Annotated in this window: 17 protein-coding genes; 7 read left to right on the top strand and 10 right to left on the bottom strand. The window is 63.7% G+C overall.

Annotated elements, in window-relative coordinates; translation table 11 throughout:
- Positions 1-35: 35 nt before the first annotated feature.
- The 4 genes from ACPFMA_RS23820 to ACPFMA_RS23805 all read right to left on the bottom strand — a co-directional run bounded on the left by ACPFMA_RS23820 (position 36) and on the right by ACPFMA_RS23805 (position 5,985).
- A complete protein-coding gene (locus tag ACPFMA_RS23820; protein WP_420058734.1) occupies positions 36-1,412 on the bottom strand; it encodes an OprD family outer membrane porin in 1,377 nt (458 codons plus the stop codon).
- A gap of 106 nt (positions 1,413-1,518) precedes the next feature.
- A complete protein-coding gene (locus tag ACPFMA_RS23815; protein WP_420058733.1) occupies positions 1,519-3,114 on the bottom strand; it encodes an ABC transporter substrate-binding protein in 1,596 nt (531 codons plus the stop codon).
- A gap of 208 nt (positions 3,115-3,322) precedes the next feature.
- Positions 3,323-4,948 (bottom strand): ABC transporter substrate-binding protein, encoded by a 1,626-nt coding sequence (locus ACPFMA_RS23810; RefSeq protein ID WP_425928870.1) that lies wholly within the window; start codon positions 4,946-4,948, stop codon positions 3,323-3,325.
- Positions 4,949-5,277: 329 nt separating this feature from the next.
- Positions 5,278-5,985: an SIMPL domain-containing protein gene (locus ACPFMA_RS23805; RefSeq protein WP_425928869.1), complete on the bottom strand. Its 708-nt coding sequence runs from the start codon at positions 5,983-5,985 to the stop codon at positions 5,278-5,280.
- Between the two features lie 204 nt (positions 5,986-6,189).
- On the opposite strand from ACPFMA_RS23805, the gene ACPFMA_RS23800 reads away from it, so the two are divergent.
- From ACPFMA_RS23800 to ACPFMA_RS23785, 4 genes are all read left to right on the top strand, one after another.
- Positions 6,190-7,452 (top strand): ATP-binding protein, encoded by a 1,263-nt coding sequence (locus ACPFMA_RS23800; protein ID WP_009398165.1) that lies wholly within the window; start codon positions 6,190-6,192, stop codon positions 7,450-7,452.
- Positions 7,452-8,012: a response regulator transcription factor gene (locus tag ACPFMA_RS23795; RefSeq protein WP_009398167.1), complete on the top strand. Its 561-nt coding sequence runs from the start codon at positions 7,452-7,454 to the stop codon at positions 8,010-8,012. Before ACPFMA_RS23800 ends, ACPFMA_RS23795 begins: the two co-directional genes overlap by 1 nt.
- A 193-nt stretch (positions 8,013-8,205) precedes the next feature.
- Entirely contained in the window at positions 8,206-9,147 is a 942-nt protein-coding gene (locus tag ACPFMA_RS23790) for an AEC family transporter (protein ID WP_009398169.1), read from the top strand.
- Positions 9,148-9,201: 54 nt separating this feature from the next.
- Positions 9,202-10,563 carry an amino acid permease gene (locus tag ACPFMA_RS23785; RefSeq protein WP_009398170.1) on the top strand — a complete coding sequence of 454 codons (1,362 nt, stop codon included), beginning with the start codon at positions 9,202-9,204 and terminating at the stop codon, positions 10,561-10,563.
- 25 nt (positions 10,564-10,588) lie between these two features.
- On the opposite strand, the gene ACPFMA_RS23780 is transcribed toward ACPFMA_RS23785, so the two are convergent.
- The 6 genes from ACPFMA_RS23780 to gatC form a co-directional block, all read right to left on the bottom strand.
- Complete coding sequence (locus ACPFMA_RS23780; protein WP_425928868.1) at positions 10,589-10,966, bottom strand: carboxymuconolactone decarboxylase family protein; 378 nt, start codon at positions 10,964-10,966, stop codon at positions 10,589-10,591.
- 10 nt (positions 10,967-10,976) lie between these two features.
- The gene (locus tag ACPFMA_RS23775) at positions 10,977-12,020 is read right to left on the bottom strand and encodes a calcium/sodium antiporter (protein WP_081263087.1); all 1,044 of its coding nucleotides are present in this window, start codon (positions 12,018-12,020) and stop codon (positions 10,977-10,979) included.
- A gap of 63 nt (positions 12,021-12,083) precedes the next feature.
- Positions 12,084-12,455 (bottom strand): septal ring lytic transglycosylase RlpA family protein, encoded by a 372-nt coding sequence (locus tag ACPFMA_RS23770; RefSeq protein WP_009398175.1) that lies wholly within the window; start codon positions 12,453-12,455, stop codon positions 12,084-12,086.
- 110 nt (positions 12,456-12,565) lie between these two features.
- Positions 12,566-14,011 (bottom strand): Asp-tRNA(Asn)/Glu-tRNA(Gln) amidotransferase subunit GatB, encoded by a 1,446-nt coding sequence (gene gatB, locus ACPFMA_RS23765; RefSeq protein WP_009398177.1) that lies wholly within the window; start codon positions 14,009-14,011, stop codon positions 12,566-12,568.
- 11 nt (positions 14,012-14,022) lie between these two features.
- Positions 14,023-15,474, bottom strand: coding sequence for an Asp-tRNA(Asn)/Glu-tRNA(Gln) amidotransferase subunit GatA (gene gatA / locus ACPFMA_RS23760; protein ID WP_064301617.1), 1,452 nt, complete (start codon positions 15,472-15,474; stop codon positions 14,023-14,025).
- 15 nt (positions 15,475-15,489) lie between these two features.
- Positions 15,490-15,777, bottom strand: a complete 288-nt coding sequence (gatC, locus tag ACPFMA_RS23755; protein WP_009398181.1) for an Asp-tRNA(Asn)/Glu-tRNA(Gln) amidotransferase subunit GatC — start codon at positions 15,775-15,777, stop codon at positions 15,490-15,492.
- Between the two features lie 195 nt (positions 15,778-15,972).
- Between gatC and mreB the strand changes: the two genes are divergently transcribed.
- The 3 genes from mreB (at position 15,973) to mreD (ending at position 18,682) form a co-directional block, all read left to right on the top strand.
- Positions 15,973-17,010, top strand: coding sequence for a rod shape-determining protein MreB (gene mreB / locus ACPFMA_RS23750; RefSeq protein ID WP_008371426.1), 1,038 nt, complete (start codon positions 15,973-15,975; stop codon positions 17,008-17,010).
- Between the two features lie 164 nt (positions 17,011-17,174).
- A complete protein-coding gene (gene mreC, locus ACPFMA_RS23745) occupies positions 17,175-18,194 on the top strand; it encodes a rod shape-determining protein MreC (protein WP_081263088.1) in 1,020 nt (339 codons plus the stop codon).
- Positions 18,194-18,682, top strand: a complete 489-nt coding sequence (gene mreD / locus ACPFMA_RS23740) for a rod shape-determining protein MreD (protein WP_009398188.1) — start codon at positions 18,194-18,196, stop codon at positions 18,680-18,682. Before mreC ends, mreD begins: the two co-directional genes overlap by 1 nt.
- The last annotated feature ends 36 nt before the right edge of the window (positions 18,683-18,718 follow it).

The raw sequence follows: 18,718 nt of genomic DNA, 5'->3' as shown, positions 1-18,718 counted from the left end.
AGCGGGCGCCTGGGCGATCGCCCCCCGGGACCTGCTTAAAGAATGTTGAACGGAATGGTGGTCACGATGCGGAATTCATCGAGATTGCCATCGATCTGTTCTCGACTGGCGCGGTGCGCAGTGTAATAGGCGCGGATATTGGTCGCCTGCAGCGGCCCGCTCTGCACCACGTAGCTGGCCCCGAGGGACCATTCCCGGTGATGTTCGCCATCGAGGTTGCGTACATCGTAGCCGTTGCCCTTGTAGTGGGTGCCGTCGATGCCCCAGCCGCGGGCGGTGTAGGCGTTCAGGCGCAGGCCCGGCACGCCGAAGCCGGCCATGTCCAGGGCGTAGCCGACCTGGAACGACTTCTCGTTGGGCCCGTTGTAATCGGAGAACAGCGAGTTGGCGAGGAAGATCGCATTGGTGTCGTGCACGTAATCGAAGTACTCGTCGCCGTTCACCTGCTGGTAGGCCAGGGTCAGGCTGTGGGCCTGGTGCGCCAGGGTGAAGGATAGGCTGAAGGTGTCGTTGTCGATCGTCCCCAGTTTTGCCGAGCCGGTGTCGCGGGTGCCGTACCAGTTGAACCCGGTGGTCAGGGCCAGGGTGCCCTTGTCTCCCAGGTCGTGGGACGCGCCGAAGTAGTACTGGTTCCAGATGTCCTCGACATGGCCGAAGTACAGGCTGGTGGTCAGGCTGCGCAACGGCTGGTAGTTGAGGCCGGCCAGGCTGACCCGGTCGGCTTCGGCGCCCAGTGCCGAATACTCGGTGGTGAACCTGCTCTTGCCCTGTTCGGTGCGGGTCGAGACCCGTTCGAAGGTGCCGAGGTCGAAGGACAGGTTGTCGAATTCGGCGCTGTGCAGGGCGACGCCATCGAAGCTCGACGGCAAAGCGCGGTTTCCGATGTAGGCGAACACCGGCGTGTTGATCGACTGCCGACCGGCGACCAGGGTGGTGTTGGAGATGCGTGCCTGCAGGTTGGCCAGGCCGAGTTTGCTCCACTGGCCGATGACATCGCCATCGCCGTGGGTCAGGGTGCGGTTGTTCGGCCCGGCGACCCGGGCGCGGCCGCGCTCCAGGGCCAGCGCGTGGTAGCCGGCGACCTGGGTGGCGAAACCGACGGTGCCCTGGGTGAAGCCCGAGCTGTAGTCGAGAACGGTACCTTGCACCCAGTTGTCGCGGCTGTGGGTGTCGCGGCGGCTGCCGTCGCTCTTGTAGTAGCGGAACAGCGGGCCCTTGGTCGCTCGCTCGCGGGCATACCAGTTGCGCGTCCAGCCGGACAGGCTCTGGTCTTCGATGAAACCGTTGGATTCGGCCTGGGCACTGTTTTCCTTGAGCGTCAGCGGCAGGTAGTCCTGGCTGGTGGCGTCGGCCTGGACAAGGCCGGACAGGCCGCCAAGGGAAAGGGCGATTACGGTGGTGATTCGTTTCAAGGCGATGCTTCCTTTCTTGTTCTTCTTGGTGTGCCGGCGGGCCTCGCGGACCCGGCGGCCAATGCGGTGGATCGTGGCCGGTGGGCGTCGATCCGGCTGGCAGTGGTCAGTCGATGCCGACGTCGCGGAACGTGGTCTTGCCGAACGGGCTCACCAGGTAGTCCTTCACCCGCGTGCTTACCGGCTGGCTGACGGTGGAGTGGGCGATCGGGGTGATCGGTACGTTCTGCTTGATGTACTGCTGGGCCTGGCGATACAGCTCGCTGCGTTGCTCGCGGTCGTTGGTGCCCTTGGCTTTCTTCATCAGCGCGTCGTATTCCGGGTCGCACCACATGGAATGGTTGTGGCTGCCAATGGCATCGCAGCTGTACAGGGTGCCCAGCCAGTTGTCCGGGTCACCGTTGTCGCCGGTCCAGCCGATCAGCAGGGTGTCGTGTTCACCGTTCTTGGCCCGCTTGAGGTATTCGCCCCATTCGTAGCTGACGATGTTCACCTTCAGCCCGAGCTTGCCCCAGTCGTCCTGGAGGATCTGCGCCATCAGCCGCGCGTCGGGGTTGTACGGGCGCTGCACGGGCATGGCCCAGAGGGTGATTTCGGTGCCTTCCTTGACCCCGGCGTCGCGCAGCATCTGCCGGGCCTTTTCCAGATCGCGGGGGGTATCGACGATGCTCTCGTCATACGACCACTGGGTCGGAGGCATGGTGTTGACCGCCACCTGGCCGGCGCCCTGGAACACGGTCTTGATGATCGCTTCCTTGTTTACCGCCATGTCCAGCGCCTGGCGGACTTCCAGTTGGTCGAACGGCTTGTGCCGGGTGTTGTAGGCGATATAGCCGAGGTTGTAGGCGGGCTTCTCGATCAGGTTGATGTTCTCGTCGCTGCGCAGGGCCTCGAGGTCGGCGGGACGTGGATGGATGCTCACATGGCATTCGCCCTTGCGCAGCTTTTGCACCCGGACCGACGGATCGACGTTGATCGAGTAGATCAGGTTGTCCAGCCTGACCTGCTCGGGGGCCCAGTAGTCGGGGTTGCCGCGGTAGCGGATCTGGGTGTCCTTCTGGTAGCGGGTGAACACGAAGGGGCCGGTGCCGATGGGCTTGTGGGTGATGTCCGAGGGGGTGCCGCGGGCCAGCAGGTGTTCGGCGTATTCGGCCGAGAGAACCGAGGCGAAGCTCATGGCGAGGTTCTGCAGCAGCGTCGCGTCGGGGTGGTTGAGGGTGAAGGTCACGCTCATCGGGCCGGTCTTTTCCACCTTGGCGATGGTCTTGTCCATGCCCATGGCGCTGAAGTAGGGGAACACGGTGCCGTAGGCCATGCGGAAGGGGTGGGTCGGGTCGAGCATGCGGTTGAAGGTGAACACCACGTCGTCGGCGTCGAACTCGCGGCTCGGGGTGAAACCGGCATTGCTGTGGAACTTCACCCCGGGGCGCAGGTTGAAGGTGTACACCAGGCCGTCGTCGGAGATGGTCCAGTCGGTGGCCAGGGACGGTTGAATGCCCGTGGCCCCCCGTTCGAACTCCACCAGGCGGTTGTACAGCGGTTCGGACACGTCGTTGTCGGTACCGCTCTGGTATTGCGCGGTGTCGAAGCCCGAGGGGCTGCCTTCCGAGCAGAACACCAGGTTGCCCTTGGCCAGGCCGAAGGGCGAATGGGCCAGCAGACCGGCTCCGAGCAAGGCGGCGAAGAGAGACGTCTTACGCATGGGAATTCCCTGTCTTGTCGTCATTATTGGAAGTTTCCGCAGCACGCAGCGAATCCTCGCTCACGCATCACGGCACCGTTCCCAAGGTAAGTGGGTACGGAGGAGACGACGAGGTACACAGGGAGCAAATTGGGGTGGGAGCTTTCCGGCTGAGTTGAGGAAATTTCAGACAGGTGTAGGAGCTGGCTCGCCAGCTCCTGCCTTGGGTTTATGGCTTCACGCTGACGCCGTAGAAGTCATTAAGGGCGAAGGGGCTGATCTTGAAGCCCTCGACGCTCTTGCGCATCGGCTGGTAGACCGTGGAGTGGGCGATCGGCGTGATCGGCACCTGGTCCTTGAGGATGTGCTGGGCCTGCTTGTACAGCTCGGTGCGCTTGGCCTGGTCGGGGGTGCGCTTGGCCGCCTTCACCAGTTTGTCGTAGTCGGCGTTGCACCAGTGGGAGAAGTTGTTGCCGTTGACCGCATCGCAGCCGTAGAGGGTGCCGAGCCAGTTGTCCGGGTCACCGTTGTCGCCGCTCCAGCCGATCAGCATGGCGCCGTTCTCGCCGTCCTTGGCGCGCTTGATGTACTCGCCCCATTCGTAACTGACGATGCGCGCCTTGATGCCGATCTTCGCCCAGTCGGACTGGATCATCTCGGCCATCAGCTTGGCGTTGGGGTTGTACGGCCGCTGTACCGGCATGGCCCACAGGGTGATCTCGGTACCCTCCTTGACGCCGGCCTCCTTGAGCAACGCCTTGGCCTTATCGACGTTGTATTCGGTGCCCTTGATGGTGTCGTCGTACGACCACTGGGTCGGCGGCATGGCATTGACTGCCAGTTCGCCCGCACCCTGGTACACCGAATCGATGATCTGCTGCTTGTTCACCGCCATGTCCAGGGCCTGGCGCACCTTGAGCTGGGCCATGGGGTTGGGCTCGTTGCTGCCCTTGATCTTGTCCATCACGTTATAGGCGATGTAGCCGAGGTTGAAGCCGGCCTGGTGCGGCATCTGCAGGTTCGGGTCGGCCTTGAGCGCCTCGAGGTCGGCAGGACGGGGGAAGAGGGTGATCTGGCACTCGTTCTTCTTCAGTTTCTGCATGCGCACCGAGGCGTCGGTGGTGATGGCGAAGATCAGGTTGTCGATCTTCACCTCGGCGGGCGACCAGTAGTCCTTGTTGCCCTTGAAGCGGATCTGCGCGTCCTTCTGGTATTTGCTGAACACGAAAGGACCGGTGCCGATCGGCTTCTGGTTGATGTCCGCGGCTTTGCCCTGCTTGAGCAACTGCTCGGCGTATTCGGCGGACTGGATCGAGGCGAAGCTCATGGCAATGTTCTGGATGAACGCGGCGTCGACTTCGTTGAGGAGGAATTTGACGGTGTGCGCGTCGACCTTCTGCACCTGCTTGATGTTGGCATCCATGCCCATGTCGGTGAAGTATGGGAACTCGGTGGGGTAGGCCTTGCGGAACGGCATGTCCTTGTCGAGCATGCGGTTGAAGGTGAACAGCACGTCGTCGGCGTTGAAGTCGCGGGTGGGCTTGAAGTAATCGGTGGTATGGAACTTGACCCCTTCGCGCAGGTGGAAGGTGTAGGTCAGGCCGTCATCGGAAACGTCCCAGCTGGTGGCCAGCCCCGGGATGACCTGGGTGCCGCCGCGCTCGAACTGGGCGAGGCGGTTGAACACGGTTTCCGAGGACGCGTCGAAGTCGGTACCGGTGGTGTACTGGCTCGGGTCGAAGCCGGCGGGGCTGCCTTCGGAGCAGTAGACCAGGTTGGAAGCGGCCTGGGCGGCCGGTGTGGCGGCGAGCAGACCTGCGCCGACAAGGAACGGAATGACTGCGGTTTTCAGCATGGTGGCCTCATTGTTGTCATTGTGATCTGAGGGCGGCCTTGTGAGCCGACCCGCGGATACTTATGCAGGTACTGGACCTGGTGCAACGCTTGAGGATAGCTTCTGACAGCAATTTCGGAACGTTCGTACAGGAATGTCGCGATTGTGTAACTTTGTGCGAGTTGAACGTTTGCGTGGGGGAAATTGCAGAATTTGAATGCGACACGGGCTCCTGTGGGAGCGGGTTCATCGGGGCGCCGAACCGCCGCGATTACGTCGGTGGATTCACCGTTGCAATCGCGGGTAAACCCGCTCCCACAGGAGCCCGTGTCGCTCTTTAGAGAGGTGGCTTACATCTGCACTTCAATGGTGCCATCGGCATTGACGCTGACCTGCGTCGTCCCCGCCTCGACCTGTGGCGAAGGTGCCGCCTCGGCATCCATGCTGGCTTTCATCATCATCGGTGCACGCAGGTACGGCTGTGGATAACCACTGCTGTTGAGGTTCAGGCTGACCACCTTGTAGCCCTTGCCGCCCAGCGCTTCGGTGGCGATCTGCGCCCGTGCCTTGAAGGCATCGACCGCGTCCTTGATCAGTGCGTCCTCGCTGGTCTTGCGCGTGGCCGGGGCGATGGCGAAGTCCATGCCGCCCATCTTCAGTTGTTGCAGCAGTTCGCCGGTCAGTTTGGACAGGGCAGGGAAGTCGCCGCTTTCCAGGCGCAGTTCGGCGCGCTCGCGCCAGCCGGTGATCTTCTGACCCTTGTCGTCATAGATCGGGTAAGCGTTGCGGCTGCCCTGGCTGATCTTCACATCCTTGACCTGGCGCGCCTGTTCCAGCGCCTTGTTGAGGGTGGTGGTGATCTCGGCGGCGAGCTTGGCCGGGTCGGTGTTCTGCGCTTCGCTGTAGAGGGTCACGACCATCAGGTCGCGGGGGACTTCCTTGCTCGCTTCGGCGCGCAGGGAGATCTGGTTGTAGCGCGGCTCGTCCGCCAGAACGGGAAGGCTGGCCAGCAGGCTGGCGACCAGCAGGGCCTTGGCGCTACGGCTTGGGGTATTCATGTGCGGCTCCTTGAAAAATGGGCGTGGCCGGTACCATCCTGTGCACCACGCAGACTCGATCAGACCTTGAAAGTAGCACCAAGGTTCCAAATGGCTATCATTTAACCGGCCTGCGGTGTGGCGAGTTGCCGCATCGCTGCAGTGCAGGACGTCCCTTCGGTATACTTCGCCACGGTTTACCTGGAGCACTCATCAGGAGAGCTCATGCTCGCCCCGGTCAAAATGCAAATGTTGTCTGCCACCCGCCAGAACCTCTGGCGCCTTACGTTCATCCGTACCCTGGTACTGGCGGCCCAGGCCGGCTCGGTGGCGGTCGCCTATTGGACCGAACTGCTGCCGCTGCCCTGGCTGGCGCTGAGCGTCACCCTCGGCTTTTCCATGGTGCTCTGCCTGGTGACCGCCCTGCGCCTGCGTGCCTCGCTGCCGGTCACCGAGCTGGAATACGCCGTGCAGCTGGCCTGCGACCTGCTGATCCACAGTGCCCTGCTGTACTTTTCCGGCGGCTCGACCAACCCCTTCGTTTCCTATTACCTGGTACCGCTGGCGATCGCCGCGGTTACCCTGCCGTGGGTCTATTCGCTGATCCTCTCCGGTATCGCCCTGGTTGCCTACACCTTGTTGCTGGTGCAGTTCTATCCGCTGGATACCTTCCCCATGGCCAGGGAAAAGATGCAGATCTACGGCATGTGGCTGAGCTTCGCCCTGGCGGCAGCGGTCATCACCTTCTTTGCCGCGAAGATGGCCGAGGAGTTGCGCCGCCAGGAAGCCTTCCAGGCCCAGCGTCGCGAAGAAGGCCTGCGCGACCAGCAATTGCTGGCCGTGGCCACCCAGGCGGCCGGCGCCGCCCACGAACTGGGCACACCGCTGGCGACCATGAGCGTGTTGCTCAACGAGATGCGCCAGGATCACACCGACCCCCTGCTGCAGGAGGACCTGGCGGTGTTGCAGGAGCAGGTCAAGCAGTGCAAGCACACCCTGCAGCAACTGGTCCGCGCTGCCGAGGCCAACCGGCGCATGGCGGTGGAAGAGCAGCCGGTGACCTTCTGGATGGACGAGGCGCTGAACCGCTGGCACCTGATGCGTCCGGAAGCCAGCTATCGCTTCCAGCGCCTCGGACAGGGGCTGGTGCCACACCTGGCGCCGCCACCCGACCTGACCCAGGCCTTGCTGAACCTGCTGAACAACGCCGCCGATGCCTGCCCCGACGGGCTTGAGGTGCAGCTCGACTGGGATGCCACGGATATCGTCATCAGCATCCGCGATCACGGCCCCGGCGTACCGGTGGCCATTGCCGAGCAGATCGGCAAACCCTTCTTTACCACCAAGGGCAAAGGCTTCGGTCTTGGCCTGTTCCTGAGCAAGGCCAGCGTGACCCGTGCTGGCGGCTCGGTAAAACTCTATAGTCACGAAGAGGGCGGTACGCTGACCGAGCTGCGCCTGCCCCGTGACGCGCGAGGAGACGTGTGATGAGTGATGAAATCCAGGTTGAAGGTGAAGACCTGCCGCACCTGCTGCTGGTCGACGACGATGCGACCTTTACCCGGGTGATGGCCCGGGCCATGGCTCGCCGCGGTTTTCGCGTCAGCACTGCCAGTTCCGCGGATGCCGGGTTGTTGATCGCCCAGCAGGACGTTCCCGACTACGCTGCGCTGGACCTCAAGATGGACGGCGACTCGGGCCTGGTCCTGTTGCCCAAGCTGCTGGAACTGGACCCGGAAATGAAGGTGGTGATCCTTACCGGTTACTCCAGCATCGCCACTGCCGTCGAAGCCATCAAGCGCGGCGCCTGCAACTACCTGTGCAAGCCGGCGGATGCCGATGACGTGGTGGCGGCGCTGTTGTCCCAGCACGCGGACCTGGACACCCTGGTGCCGGAAAACCCGATGTCGGTGGACCGCTTGCAATGGGAGCACATCCAGCGCGTGCTGACCGAGCACGAAGGCAACATTTCCGCCACGGCCCGCGCCCTGGGCATGCACCGTCGGACCTTGCAGCGCAAGTTGCAGAAGCGGCCGGTTCGTCGCTGAGTCGTTCATTGCCCTTGAGGGCCTCATCGCTGGCAAGCCAGCTCCCACAGGGTGGGGGTTGGCTGTGGCTTGCAAGCGATGAGGCGCTCAAAATCGCCGAAATTCCGGCATTTCATCCACAAACCCCCATCCCTGAGCCCCGCACTGGCGTATCATTGGTCGCCTGACGCCAGGCCCACGGAAATTCCCCCGCATGCTCGCCCTCTTCATCCAGACCCTGAACATCACCGCCCCGGTGTTCGCGATGCTGTTCATGGGTGTGCTGCTGCGCCGCATCGATGCGATCAACGACAACTTCATCCAGGTTGCCTCGTCCCTCGTCTTCAACGTCTGCATGCCGTCGCTGCTGTTCCTCGGCATCTACCACGCCGACCTCGACGCGGCGGTCAATCCCGGCCTGCTGCTTTACTTCATCGCCGCCACCTTCGGCAGTTTTGCCTTGGCCTGGCTGATTGCCATCTGGCGTTGCCCCAAGGAAGATCGCGGCATCTACACCCAGGGCTCGTTTCGGGGCAACAACGGTGTGATCGGCCTGGCCCTGGCGGCCAGCATGTACGGCGACTACGGCATTTCCCTCGGCGCGATCCTCGCCGGCCTGGTGATCCTGCTCTACAACTCGCTGTCGGTGGTGGTGCTGGCGGTCTACAGCCCGACGGTCAAGTCGGACCCGTGGAGCATCTTCAAGAGCATCCTGCGCAACCCGCTGATCATCAGCGTGCTGCTGGCGACGCCAATGGCCTATGCCAAGGTGGCGCTGCCCAACTGGCTGCTGACTTCCGCCGACTACATCGCGCAGATGACCCTGCCACTGGCGCTGATCTGCATCGGCGGCACCCTGTCCCTGGCGTCATTGCGCGCCAGCGGTCGGATGGCCGTGAGCGCAAGCCTGGTGAAGATGGTCTGGCTACCCGTGATATTTACCTTCGGCGGCTGGCTATGCGGCTTTCGCGGGGCGGAACTGGGCATCCTGTTCCTTTATATTGGCAGCCCGACGGCAGCGGCCAGCTATGTGATGGCCCGCTCGTCCAATGGCAACCATGAACTGGCGGCATCGATCATCGTGATCACCACCCTTGCCGCCGCTGTGACAACGAACATCGGAATATTCCTATTGCAGTGGGGCGGATGGATCTAGATCCTTCGCTCGCAAAACAACGCCAACACTGCCTCTCACGTCCGAGGACACTTCATGCAAGACCAGATCACGCCCGAGCGTTTGCATCGCGGCCTGAAGAATCGCCATATCCAGCTGATCGCCCTGGGCGGGGCGATCGGCACCGGCCTGTTCCTGGGCATCGCCCAGACCATCCAGATGGCCGGCCCCTCGGTGCTGCTGGGTTATGCCATTGCCGGCCTGATCGCCTTCTTCATCATGCGCCAGCTCGGCGAGATGGTGGTCGAGGAGCCGGTTTCCGGCACCTTCAGTCACTTCGCCCACAGCTACTGGGGGCCGTTCGCCGGCTTCATGTCCGGCTGGAACTACTGGGTGCTCTACGTCCTGGTGGGCATGGCCGAACTGACCGCCGTGGGTATCTACGTGCAGTACTGGTGGCCGGATTTCCCGACCTGGGCCACGGCGGCGGTATTCTTCGTCATCATCAACCTGATGAACGTCAGCCAGGTAAAGGTCTATGGCGAGATGGAGTTCTGGTTCGCCCTGATCAAGGTGGCGGCCATCCTCGGCATGATCGGCTTCGGTGGCTACCTGCTGCTCAGCGGCAATGGCGGTCCGGACGCCAGCGTTGCCAACCTGTGGCAGCATGGCGGCTTCTTCCCCAATGGTGTTACCGGGCTGATGATGGCCATGGCCGTGATCATGTTCTCCTTTGGCGGCCTGGAACTGGTGGGCATCACCGCCGCCGAGGCCGATAACCCGCGCCACAGCATTCCGCGGGCGACCAACCAGGTGATCTACCGCATCCTGCTGTTCTATGTGGGTGCGCTGGCGGTGCTGCTGGCGTTGTACCCGTGGCAGAAAGTGGTCGATGGCGGCAGTCCGTTCGTGATGATCTTCCATGACCTGGACGCCAACGTCGTGGCCACGGTGCTCAACCTGGTGGTCCTGACTGCGGCACTGTCGGTGTACAACAGCTGCGTGTATTGCAACAGCCGCATGCTGTTCGGCCTGGCGACCCAGGGCGATGCGCCGAAGTCGCTGCTCAAGGTCAACGCCAAGGGTGTGCCGCTGGCGGCCCTGGGCATTTCCGCGCTGGCCACCGGCCTGTGCGTGCTCATCAACTACTTCATGCCCCGCGAAGCCTTCGGCCTGCTGATGGCGCTGGTGGTGTCGTCGCTGGTGATCAACTGGGGGATCATCAGCATCACCCACCTGAAATTCCGCAAGGCCAAGGCTGCGGCCGGCCAGGACACCTTCTACAAGAGCCTGGGCCATCCGCTGACCAACTACCTGTGCCTGGCCTTCCTGGCCTTCATCCTGGTGGTGATGTGGCAGACCGAGGGCATCCGCATTTCCGTGGAGCTGATCCCGGTCTGGCTGCTCGTGCTGTGGGTGGTCTACAAACTGACCAAGGGGCGCAAGGCCCAGGCCTGACGCACCTTGTCGCGCAAGTGATCGATCAGCCCTGTTGCCAGGCGTCGATCACTTCCTGGGCCGCGCGGAACGCATCGATCGCCGCCGGCACGCCCGCATAGACTGCGCAATGCAGCAGGGCTTCGCGAATCTCTTCTACCGTACAGCCATTGTTCAGCGCGCCACGCACGTGGCCTTTCAGTTCCTGCGGGCATTTCAGCGCGGTCAGGGCGGCCAGGGTGATCAGGCTGCGGGTCTTCAGTGGCAGGCCTTCGCGGCTCCAGACACTGCCCCAGGCGTGTTCGTTGACGAATTCCTGCAGCGGCGCGGTGAACTCGGTGGCATTGCCCAGGGCGCGATCGACGAACACGTCGCCCATGACCTGGCGGCGAACCTGTTCGCCGGTTTTCTTCGTCTCACCCATGTTGTTCTCCTTAATGTTGGCGGCGCCAGGCGCGCAAGGTCGTATAGCTCAGCAATACGGCGAGCGCTGGCAGGACATAGAACAGCATCAACTGCTCCAGGCGATTGGCCAGCGGCATGCCGGTGGTAAAGGCCACCACGTGCAGGCCGTAGGCCAGATACAGGCAGAGGAACACCAGGCCCTCGACGCGGGTGACCCGGTAGCCGGAATAGAACACCGGCAGGGTCAGCAGGGCGACGCCGAGCATCACCGGCAGGTCGAAGTCCAGCGCGTTGGGCGAGATCGATAGCGGTTCCGGGGCCAGCACCGCAGTCAGGCCAAGCACCGCCAGCAGATTGAAGAGGTTGCTGCCGATCACGTTGCCCACGGCGATTTCCCGTTCGCCACGGATCGCCGCGATCAGCGAGGTGGCCAGTTCCGGAAGCGACGTGCAGACCGCGACTACGGTCAGGCCTATCACCCGTTCCGACAGGCCCAGGTCGGTCGCCACCTCGACCGCGGCTTCCAGCAACAGGTGCCCGGCCAGGCTGAGCAGGCCGAGCCCGAGCAGCATCAGCAGCAGGCTGCCGAACCAGAAGCCGATGCCCCGGTCGATTCGCGGGTTGGGTGCCGGGTAAGTCCGCGCGTAATGCCGCGATTGATGCCAGAGGATGGCGAGGTATGCCGCCAGTCCGGCCAGCAGCAGCGCGCCTTCCCAGCGCCCGAGTACCTCGTTCAGGGCCAGCAGGTAGACCGCCACGCTGGCGGCGATCATCAGCGGGATATCCAGGCGTACCAGTTGCCGTGACACTCGCAGCGGAATGATCAGCGCCGCGAGGCCAAGTATCACCAGGACATTGAAGATATTGCTGCCGATCACGCTGCCCACCGCCACATCGGGCGCGCCGGTGTAGGCCGCCTGCAGGCTGACGGTGAGTTGCGGCGCGCTGCTGCCGAAGGCCACCAGGCTGAGGCCGATGATCAGCGGGCGCACGTGCAGGCTGGCAGCGATACGCAGGGCTGCACGCACCAGCAGTTCGGCGCCGAGAATCAGAAGGATCAGGCCGCTGGCCAATTGCAGCAGGCTGAAAGTGGGTAAAGCGGCCAGGTCGAAAATGGTCGTGCTCCAGAAAACCGGTCAGTCGCTCAGGCTTTGTACCCGGACTCGCGCCGTTCCGCTACGGATCATGTCCAGTTGCTGGGCCGCAGCCTTGGAAAGGTCGATCAGACGGCCGCGGGTATGGGGGCCTCGATCATTGATGCGGACCACGACACTGCGTTCGTTTTTCAGGTTGGTCACCAGGACCCGGGTACCGAAGGGCAGGGTGCGGTGGGCGGCGGTCAGGCCATGCTGGTTGAACGGCTCGCCGCTGGCGGTGCGCTTGCCGTGATGGCGGGAACCATAGAAGGAGGCGGTGCCGGTTTCATCGTAGCCGCGAGGGTCGATGTCGTGGCTGGCACAGCCGGCAAGGAGAGTGAACAGCGCCAGGGCGCTTAGGGGACGCCACATGTATGTCTGATGCTCCGTGGGGGCTGATCGCTGGCAAGCCAGCTCCCACAGGGTCGGCGGTGCACGCGGACCTTGTGGGAGCTGGCTTGCCAGCGATTGGGGGGCACGAATTACCCTTCGAGCTTGCTCTTGAGCAACTGGTTCACCTGTTGCGGGTTGGCCTTGCCCTTCGAGGCCTTCATCGCCTGGCCGACGAAGAAGCCGAACATCTTGCCGCGCTTGGCTTCGTCCGCCGCACGGTATTGCTCGACCTGCTCGGCGTTGGCCGCAAGAACCTCGTCCAGCACCTTCTCGATCGCGCCGCTATCGGTAACCTGCTTCAGGCCGCGGGCCTCGATGATCTGGTCGGCATCACCTTCACCCGCCGCCATCGCTTCGAACACGGTCTTGGCGATCTTGCCGCTGATGGTGTTGTCGCGAATGCGCAGCAGCATGCCACCCAGTTGCTCGGCGCTGACCGGCGCCTGGTCGATCTCGACACCCAGCTTGTTCAGCAGGCTGCCCAGTTCCACCATCACCCAGTTGGCCGCCAGCTTGGCGTCGCCGCCGATGGCCGCGACCTTCTCGAAGTACTCCGCCTGCTCGCGGCTGGAAGCCAGCACGTTGGCATCGTAGGCCGACAGGCCGTACTGGCTCTGGAAACGCTCCACTTTCTGTGGCGGCAATTCCGGCAGGGTGGCACGCAGGTCGTCGAGGTACGCCGACTCGATCACCACTGGCAGCAGGTCCGGGTCGGGGAAGTAACGGTAGTCGTTGGCTTCCTCCTTGCTGCGCATGGAGCGGGTCTCGTCCTTGTTCGGATCGTACAGGCGGGTTTCCTGGATGACCTTGCCACCGTCCTCGATCAGGTCGATCTGGCGCTGCACTTCGCTGTTGATCGCACGCTCGATGAAGCGGAACGAGTTGACGTTCTTGATCTCGCAGCGAGTGCCGAACTCGGCCTGGCCCTTCGGCCGGATCGACACGTTGCAGTCGCAACGCAGCGAGCCTTCGGCCATGTTGCCGTCGCAGATGCCCAGGTAGCGGACCAGGGCGTGGATCGCCTTGACGTAGGCCACGGCTTCCTTGGCGCTGCGCATTTCCGGCTCGGAAACGATTTCCAGCAGTGGCGTGCCGGCGCGGTTCAGGTCGATGCCGGTGGAACCGCTGAAGTCTTCGTGCAGGCTCTTGCCGGCATCTTCTTCCAGGTGCGCGCGGGTGATGCCGATGCGCTTGACGGTGCCGTCCTCAAGGGCGATGTCCAGGTGGCCCTTGCCGACGATCGGCAGCTCCATCTGGCTGATCTGGTAGCCCTTGGGCAGGTCCGGGTAGAAGTAGTTCTTGCGCGCGAACACGTTGTGCTGGCCGATCTCGGCGTCGATGGCCAGGCCGAACATGCAGGCCATGCGCACCGCTTCCTGGTTGAGCACCGGCAGTACCCCGGGCATGCCCAGGTCGATCAGGCTGGCCTGGGTGTTCGGCTCGGAACCGAAGGTGGTGGCGCTGCCGGAGAAAATCTTCGACTGGGTGGCGAGCTGGGTATGAATCTCCAGCCCGATCACAACTTCCCATTGCATGTGTCTGTTCCTCAGAAGCCGTTGGGTACGCGGGTATGCCAGTCAGTCACTTGCTGGTACTGGTGCGCGACGTTGAGCAGGCGGCCTTCCTGGAAATACGGGGCCAGGAGCTGCACGCCCACCGGCAGGCCATCGACGAAACCGGCCGGCATCGACAGGCCCGGCAGGCCGGCGAGGTTGGCGGTGATGGTGTAGACGTCTTCCAGGTACTCGGCGACCGGGTCGGCGTTCTTGGCGCCGATCTTCCAGGCCAGGTTCGGCGTGGTCGGGCCGAGGATCACGTCTACGCCTTCGAAGGCGGCCATGAAGTCGTTCTTGATCAGGCGGCGGATTTTCTGCGCCTTCAGGTAATAGGCATCGTAGTAGCCGGCCGACAGCGCGTAGGTACCGACCATGATGCGCCGCTGCACTTCACTGCCGAAGCCTTCGCCACGGGAGCGCTTGTACAGGTCGGTAAGGTCCCTGGGGTTCTCGCAGCGATAGCCGAAGCGCACGCCATCGAAGCGCGACAGGTTCGAGGACGCCTCGGCCGGAGCGATCACGTAGTACGCGGGAATGGCGTGCTGCATGTTCGGCAGGCTGATTTCCTTGATCACCGCGCCGAGCTTTTCCAGCTCCTTGACGCTGGCCTGGACCAGGTCGGCGATGCGCGGGTCTAGGCCGGCGCCGAAGTATTCCTTCGGCAGGCCGATGCGCAGGCCCTGCAGCGAGCCGTTGAGGCTGGCGCTGTAGTCCGGGACCGGTTCGTCGATGCTGGTGGAGTCCTTCGGATCGAAGCCGGCCATGCCTTGCAGGAGCAGGGCGCAGTCTTCGGCGGTGCGGGCCATCGGGCCGCCCTGGTCGAGGCTGGAGGCGTAGGCGATCATGCCCCAGCGCGAAACGCGGCCGTAGGTCGGCTTGAGGCCGGTCAGGCTGGTCAGTGCAGCCGGCTGGCGGATCGAACCGCCGGTATCGGTGCCGGTGGCTGCCGGCAGCAGGCGCGCGGCCACGGCGGCAGCGGAACCGCCGGACGAACCGCCCGGAACGTGCTCCAGGTTCCACGGGTTCTTCACGGCACCGTAGTGGCTGGATTCGTTGGCCGACCCCATGGCGAATTCGTCCATGTTGGTCTTGCCCAGGGTCACGGTGCCGGCTTCGGCCAGCCTGGCGACCACGGTGGCGTCGTAGGGCGAGGTGAACGAGTCGAGCATCTTCGAGCCGCAGCTGGTGCGTACGCCCTGGGTGCAGAACAGGTCCTTGTGGGCGATCGGCGCGCCGAGCAGGGCACCGCTCTCGCCGGCGGCGCGGCGGGCATCGGCAGCCTTGGCCTGGGCAATGGCCAGGTCATCGGTGATGCTGATGAAGCTGTTGAGTTGCGGGTCGAGCTGGTGGATGCGCTGCAGCAGCGCGCGGGTCAGCTCTTCGGAGGAAAACGATTTGTCGGCGAGGCCACGGGCGATCCCGGCCAGGGTGAGTTGATGCATGCTGGCGCTATTCCCTTACTCGATGACTTTCGGAACCAGGTACAGGCCGCTGTCCGTCGCCGGGGCGATGGCCTGGTAGCGGTCGCGTTGGTTGCTTTCTGTTACAACGTCGGCGCGCAAGCGCTGACGGGCTTCCAGCGGGTGGGCCAGTGGCTCGATGCCGTCGGTGTCGACTGCCTGCATCTGGTCGACCAGTCCCAGAATGCTGTTCAGGGCATCGGTAGTACGTGGCAGATCGGCCTCGTTCAGGCCCAGCCGGGCCAGATGGGCGATCTTTTCCACATCGCTGCGTTCAAGCGCCATGGGGATCTCCTGGGTAAGAAACGGAATTGTCCGGATGAGGAACATGCCGGGGGACACGTGGTCATAAGGCCCGATCGTGTGCTGGCCTGCTCGGAAAAACCGCCAATTTACCATATTGGCGCCTTGCCCAAAATCCCTGCCATTGTTAGAGTTTGCCGCACTTTTTTACCCACGCGTTGCCAGGGTCCCTTTCCCATGTTCAAGAAACTGCGTGGCATGTTTTCCAGCGATCTCTCCATCGACCTGGGCACTGCCAACACCCTTATTTACGTGCGTGAGCGCGGTATCGTCCTGAATGAGCCCTCCGTCGTGGCCATTCGTACCCACGGCAACCAGAAAAGTGTCGTCGCGGTCGGTACCGAAGCCAAGCGCATGCTCGGCCGTACCCCGGGCAACATCGCTGCCATTCGTCCGATGAAGGACGGCGTGATCGCCGACTTCAGCGTCTGCGAGAAGATGCTGCAGTACTTCATCAACAAGGTGCACGAGAACAGCTTCCTGCAGCCGAGCCCGCGCGTGCTGATCTGCGTGCCGTGCAAGTCGACCCAGGTCGAGCGCCGTGCCATCCGTGAATCGGCCCTGGGCGCCGGTGCCCGCGAAGTGTTCCTGATCGAGGAGCCGATGGCCGCCGCGATCGGTGCCGGCCTGCCGGTCGAGGAAGCCCGCGGTTCGATGGTCGTCGATATCGGTGGTGGTACCACCGAGATCGCGCTGATTTCCCTGAACGGCGTGGTCTACGCCGAGTCCGTGCGCGTTGGCGGCGACCGCTTCGACGAAGCCATCGTTACCTATGTGCGCCGCAACTACGGCAGCCTGATCGGCGAATCCACCGCCGAGCGCATCAAGCAGGAAATCGGCACCGCCTACCCGGGCGGCGAAGTGCGCGAAGTCGATGTTCGCGGTCGCAACCTGGCCGAAGGCGTGCCACGTGCCTTCACCCTGAACTCCAACGAAGTGCTGGAGGCCCTGCAGGAGTCCCTGGCGACCATCGTCCAGGCGGTCAAGAGCGCGCTGGAGCAATCGCCTCCGGAGCTGGCCTCGGACATCGCCGAGCGTGGCCTGGTGCTGACCGGCGGTGGCGCCCTGCTGCGCGACCTGGACAAACTGCTGGCCCAGGAAACCGGCCTGCCGGTGATCGTCGCCGAGGACCCGCTGACCTGTGTCGCCCGTGGCGGCGGTCGCGCCCTGGAAATGATGGACAAGCACACCATGGACCTGCTTTCCAGCGAGTGATTCGCCGGATTGCCTTCCTGTCGCCCGGATTTCGGCTAGCCTGCGCAGTGCTGCCCGAAACCGGGTCGGCGTCCGTCAGCGGCGCCGATTCCACCCATCCGAAGCCAGGCCGGTGCGTTGCCGTATGAATGACCTCCTGAACCGTCGTCCACGAGGAGCGGCCCATTAAACCGCTTTTTGCCAAAGGCCCGTCGCTGGGCGTGCGCCTGCTCGTGCTGGTGGTGCTGTCGATCGCCCTGATGGTGGTCGATGCCCGTTTCACCGTACTCAAGCCCGTGCGCAGCCAGATGTCGCTGGTGCTGATGCAGTCCTATGCCATCACTGACCTGCCCGTGCGCCTGTGGCAGGGGGTGGCCAGCCAGTTCGGCAGCCGTACCGAACTCATCGCCGAGAACGAGAAACTCAAGACCGAAGCCCTGCTCCTGCAAGGCCGCCTGCAGAAGCTGGCGGCATTGACCGAGCAGAACGTGCGCCTGCGCGAGTTGCTCAACTCCTCGGCGCTGGTCAACGAGAAGGTCGAGGTAGCCGAACTGATCGGCATGGACCCGAATCCCTTCACCCATCGCATCCTCATCAACAAGGGCGAGCGCGACGGGGTTGTCCTCGGCCAGCCGGTGCTCGACGCTCGTGGCCTGATGGGCCAGGTGGTCGAGCTGATGCCCTATACCTCGCGGGTGCTGCTGCTCACCGATACCACCCACAGCATTCCGGTGCAGGTCAACCGCAATGGCCTGCGCGCCATCGCCAGCGGTACCGGCAATCCGGAACGCCTGGAGCTGCGCCATGTCGCCGATACTGCCGACATCAAGGAAGGCGACCTGCTGGTCAGTTCCGGCCTGGGCCAGCGTTTCCCGGCCGGCTACCCCGTGGCGACGGTGAAGGAAGTGATCCACGACTCCGGGCAGCCATTCGCCATCGTTCGGGCGGTGCCGACTGCCGCGCTCAATCGCAGCCGCTACCTGCTGCTGGTGTTTTCCGACAGTCGCAGCCCTGAAGAGCGTGCCAGCGATGCGGTCAAGGCCCAGGAAGCGGAGCAGATGGGGCCGCCGGCGCCGGGTACCGATCCTGCGCACCCTGCTACCGTGGCCCCCGCCGCCGCGCCGCATGCGCCAGCCGCCGCACCCGCACCCGCACCGTCCGCGACGCCCGCAGCGCCAACCTCACCTTCGCGGGAGACACACTGATGGTCAGTACCCACGGCAAGAATGGCTGGGTGGTCTGGTTGACCTTCCTCATCGGCCTGCTCCTGAGCGTCTGGCCGATGCCGCCGTTCATGGATATCTTCCGCCCCTTGTGGCTGGCCTTGCTGCTGGCCTTCTGGACCCTGAACCTGCCGCACCGGATCGGCATGACCACCGCCTTCGTCCTCGGCCTGTGCGAGGATGTGCTCTACGGCACGTTGCTTGGGCAGAATGCGCTGGTGCTGACCCTCATCACCTTCCTCGTGCTGAGCCTGCAGCAACGCCTGCGGATGTTCCCGATGTGGCAGCAGAGCCTGACCATCCTCGTGGTGTTCGGTGTGGCGCAACTGGTGCAGTTGTGGCTCAGTGCCCTCACCGGTAACCGCCAGCCGACCCTGGCGCTGGTCTGGCCCGCAGTCACCAGTGCCTTGCTCTGGCCGTGGATCAGCTTTGGCCTGCGCGGCCTGCGCAGCCGTTTGAGCATCTACTGAACCATTCGCTTTTCGACGCTGACAGGGAGTAGTCAA

This window comes from Pseudomonas sp. NyZ201 (assembly GCF_049860765.1).
Classification (GTDB): Bacteria; Pseudomonadota; Gammaproteobacteria; order Pseudomonadales; family Pseudomonadaceae; genus Aquipseudomonas; species Aquipseudomonas bharatica.
The sequence above is the reverse complement of the archived record's forward strand: the minus strand, read 5'-3'. Positions and strand labels throughout refer to the sequence as shown.

Coding starts and splice junctions, on each gene's coding strand:
- ACPFMA_RS23815 (WP_420058733.1), bottom strand. CDS start 3,114: ATGCGTAAGACGTCTCTCTTCGCCGCCTTGCTCGGAGCCGGTCTGCTG.
- ACPFMA_RS23810 (WP_425928870.1), bottom strand. CDS start 4,948: ATGCTGAAAACCGCAGTCATTCCGTTCCTTGTCGGCGCAGGTCTGCTC.
- ACPFMA_RS23805 (WP_425928869.1), bottom strand. CDS start 5,985: ATGAATACCCCAAGCCGTAGCGCCAAGGCCCTGCTGGTCGCCAGCCTG.
- ACPFMA_RS23800 (WP_009398165.1), top strand. CDS start 6,190: ATGCTCGCCCCGGTCAAAATGCAAATGTTGTCTGCCACCCGCCAGAAC.
- ACPFMA_RS23795 (WP_009398167.1), top strand. CDS start 7,452: ATGAGTGATGAAATCCAGGTTGAAGGTGAAGACCTGCCGCACCTGCTG.
- ACPFMA_RS23790 (WP_009398169.1), top strand. CDS start 8,206: ATGCTCGCCCTCTTCATCCAGACCCTGAACATCACCGCCCCGGTGTTC.
- ACPFMA_RS23785 (WP_009398170.1), top strand. CDS start 9,202: ATGCAAGACCAGATCACGCCCGAGCGTTTGCATCGCGGCCTGAAGAAT.
- ACPFMA_RS23780 (WP_425928868.1), bottom strand. CDS start 10,966: ATGGGTGAGACGAAGAAAACCGGCGAACAGGTTCGCCGCCAGGTCATG.
- ACPFMA_RS23770 (WP_009398175.1), bottom strand. CDS start 12,455: ATGTGGCGTCCCCTAAGCGCCCTGGCGCTGTTCACTCTCCTTGCCGGC.
- gatB (WP_009398177.1), bottom strand. CDS start 14,011: ATGCAATGGGAAGTTGTGATCGGGCTGGAGATTCATACCCAGCTCGCC.
- gatA (WP_064301617.1), bottom strand. CDS start 15,474: ATGCATCAACTCACCCTGGCCGGGATCGCCCGTGGCCTCGCCGACAAA.
- gatC (WP_009398181.1), bottom strand. CDS start 15,777: ATGGCGCTTGAACGCAGCGATGTGGAAAAGATCGCCCATCTGGCCCGG.
- mreB (WP_008371426.1), top strand. CDS start 15,973: ATGTTCAAGAAACTGCGTGGCATGTTTTCCAGCGATCTCTCCATCGAC.
- mreD (WP_009398188.1), top strand. CDS start 18,194: ATGGTCAGTACCCACGGCAAGAATGGCTGGGTGGTCTGGTTGACCTTC.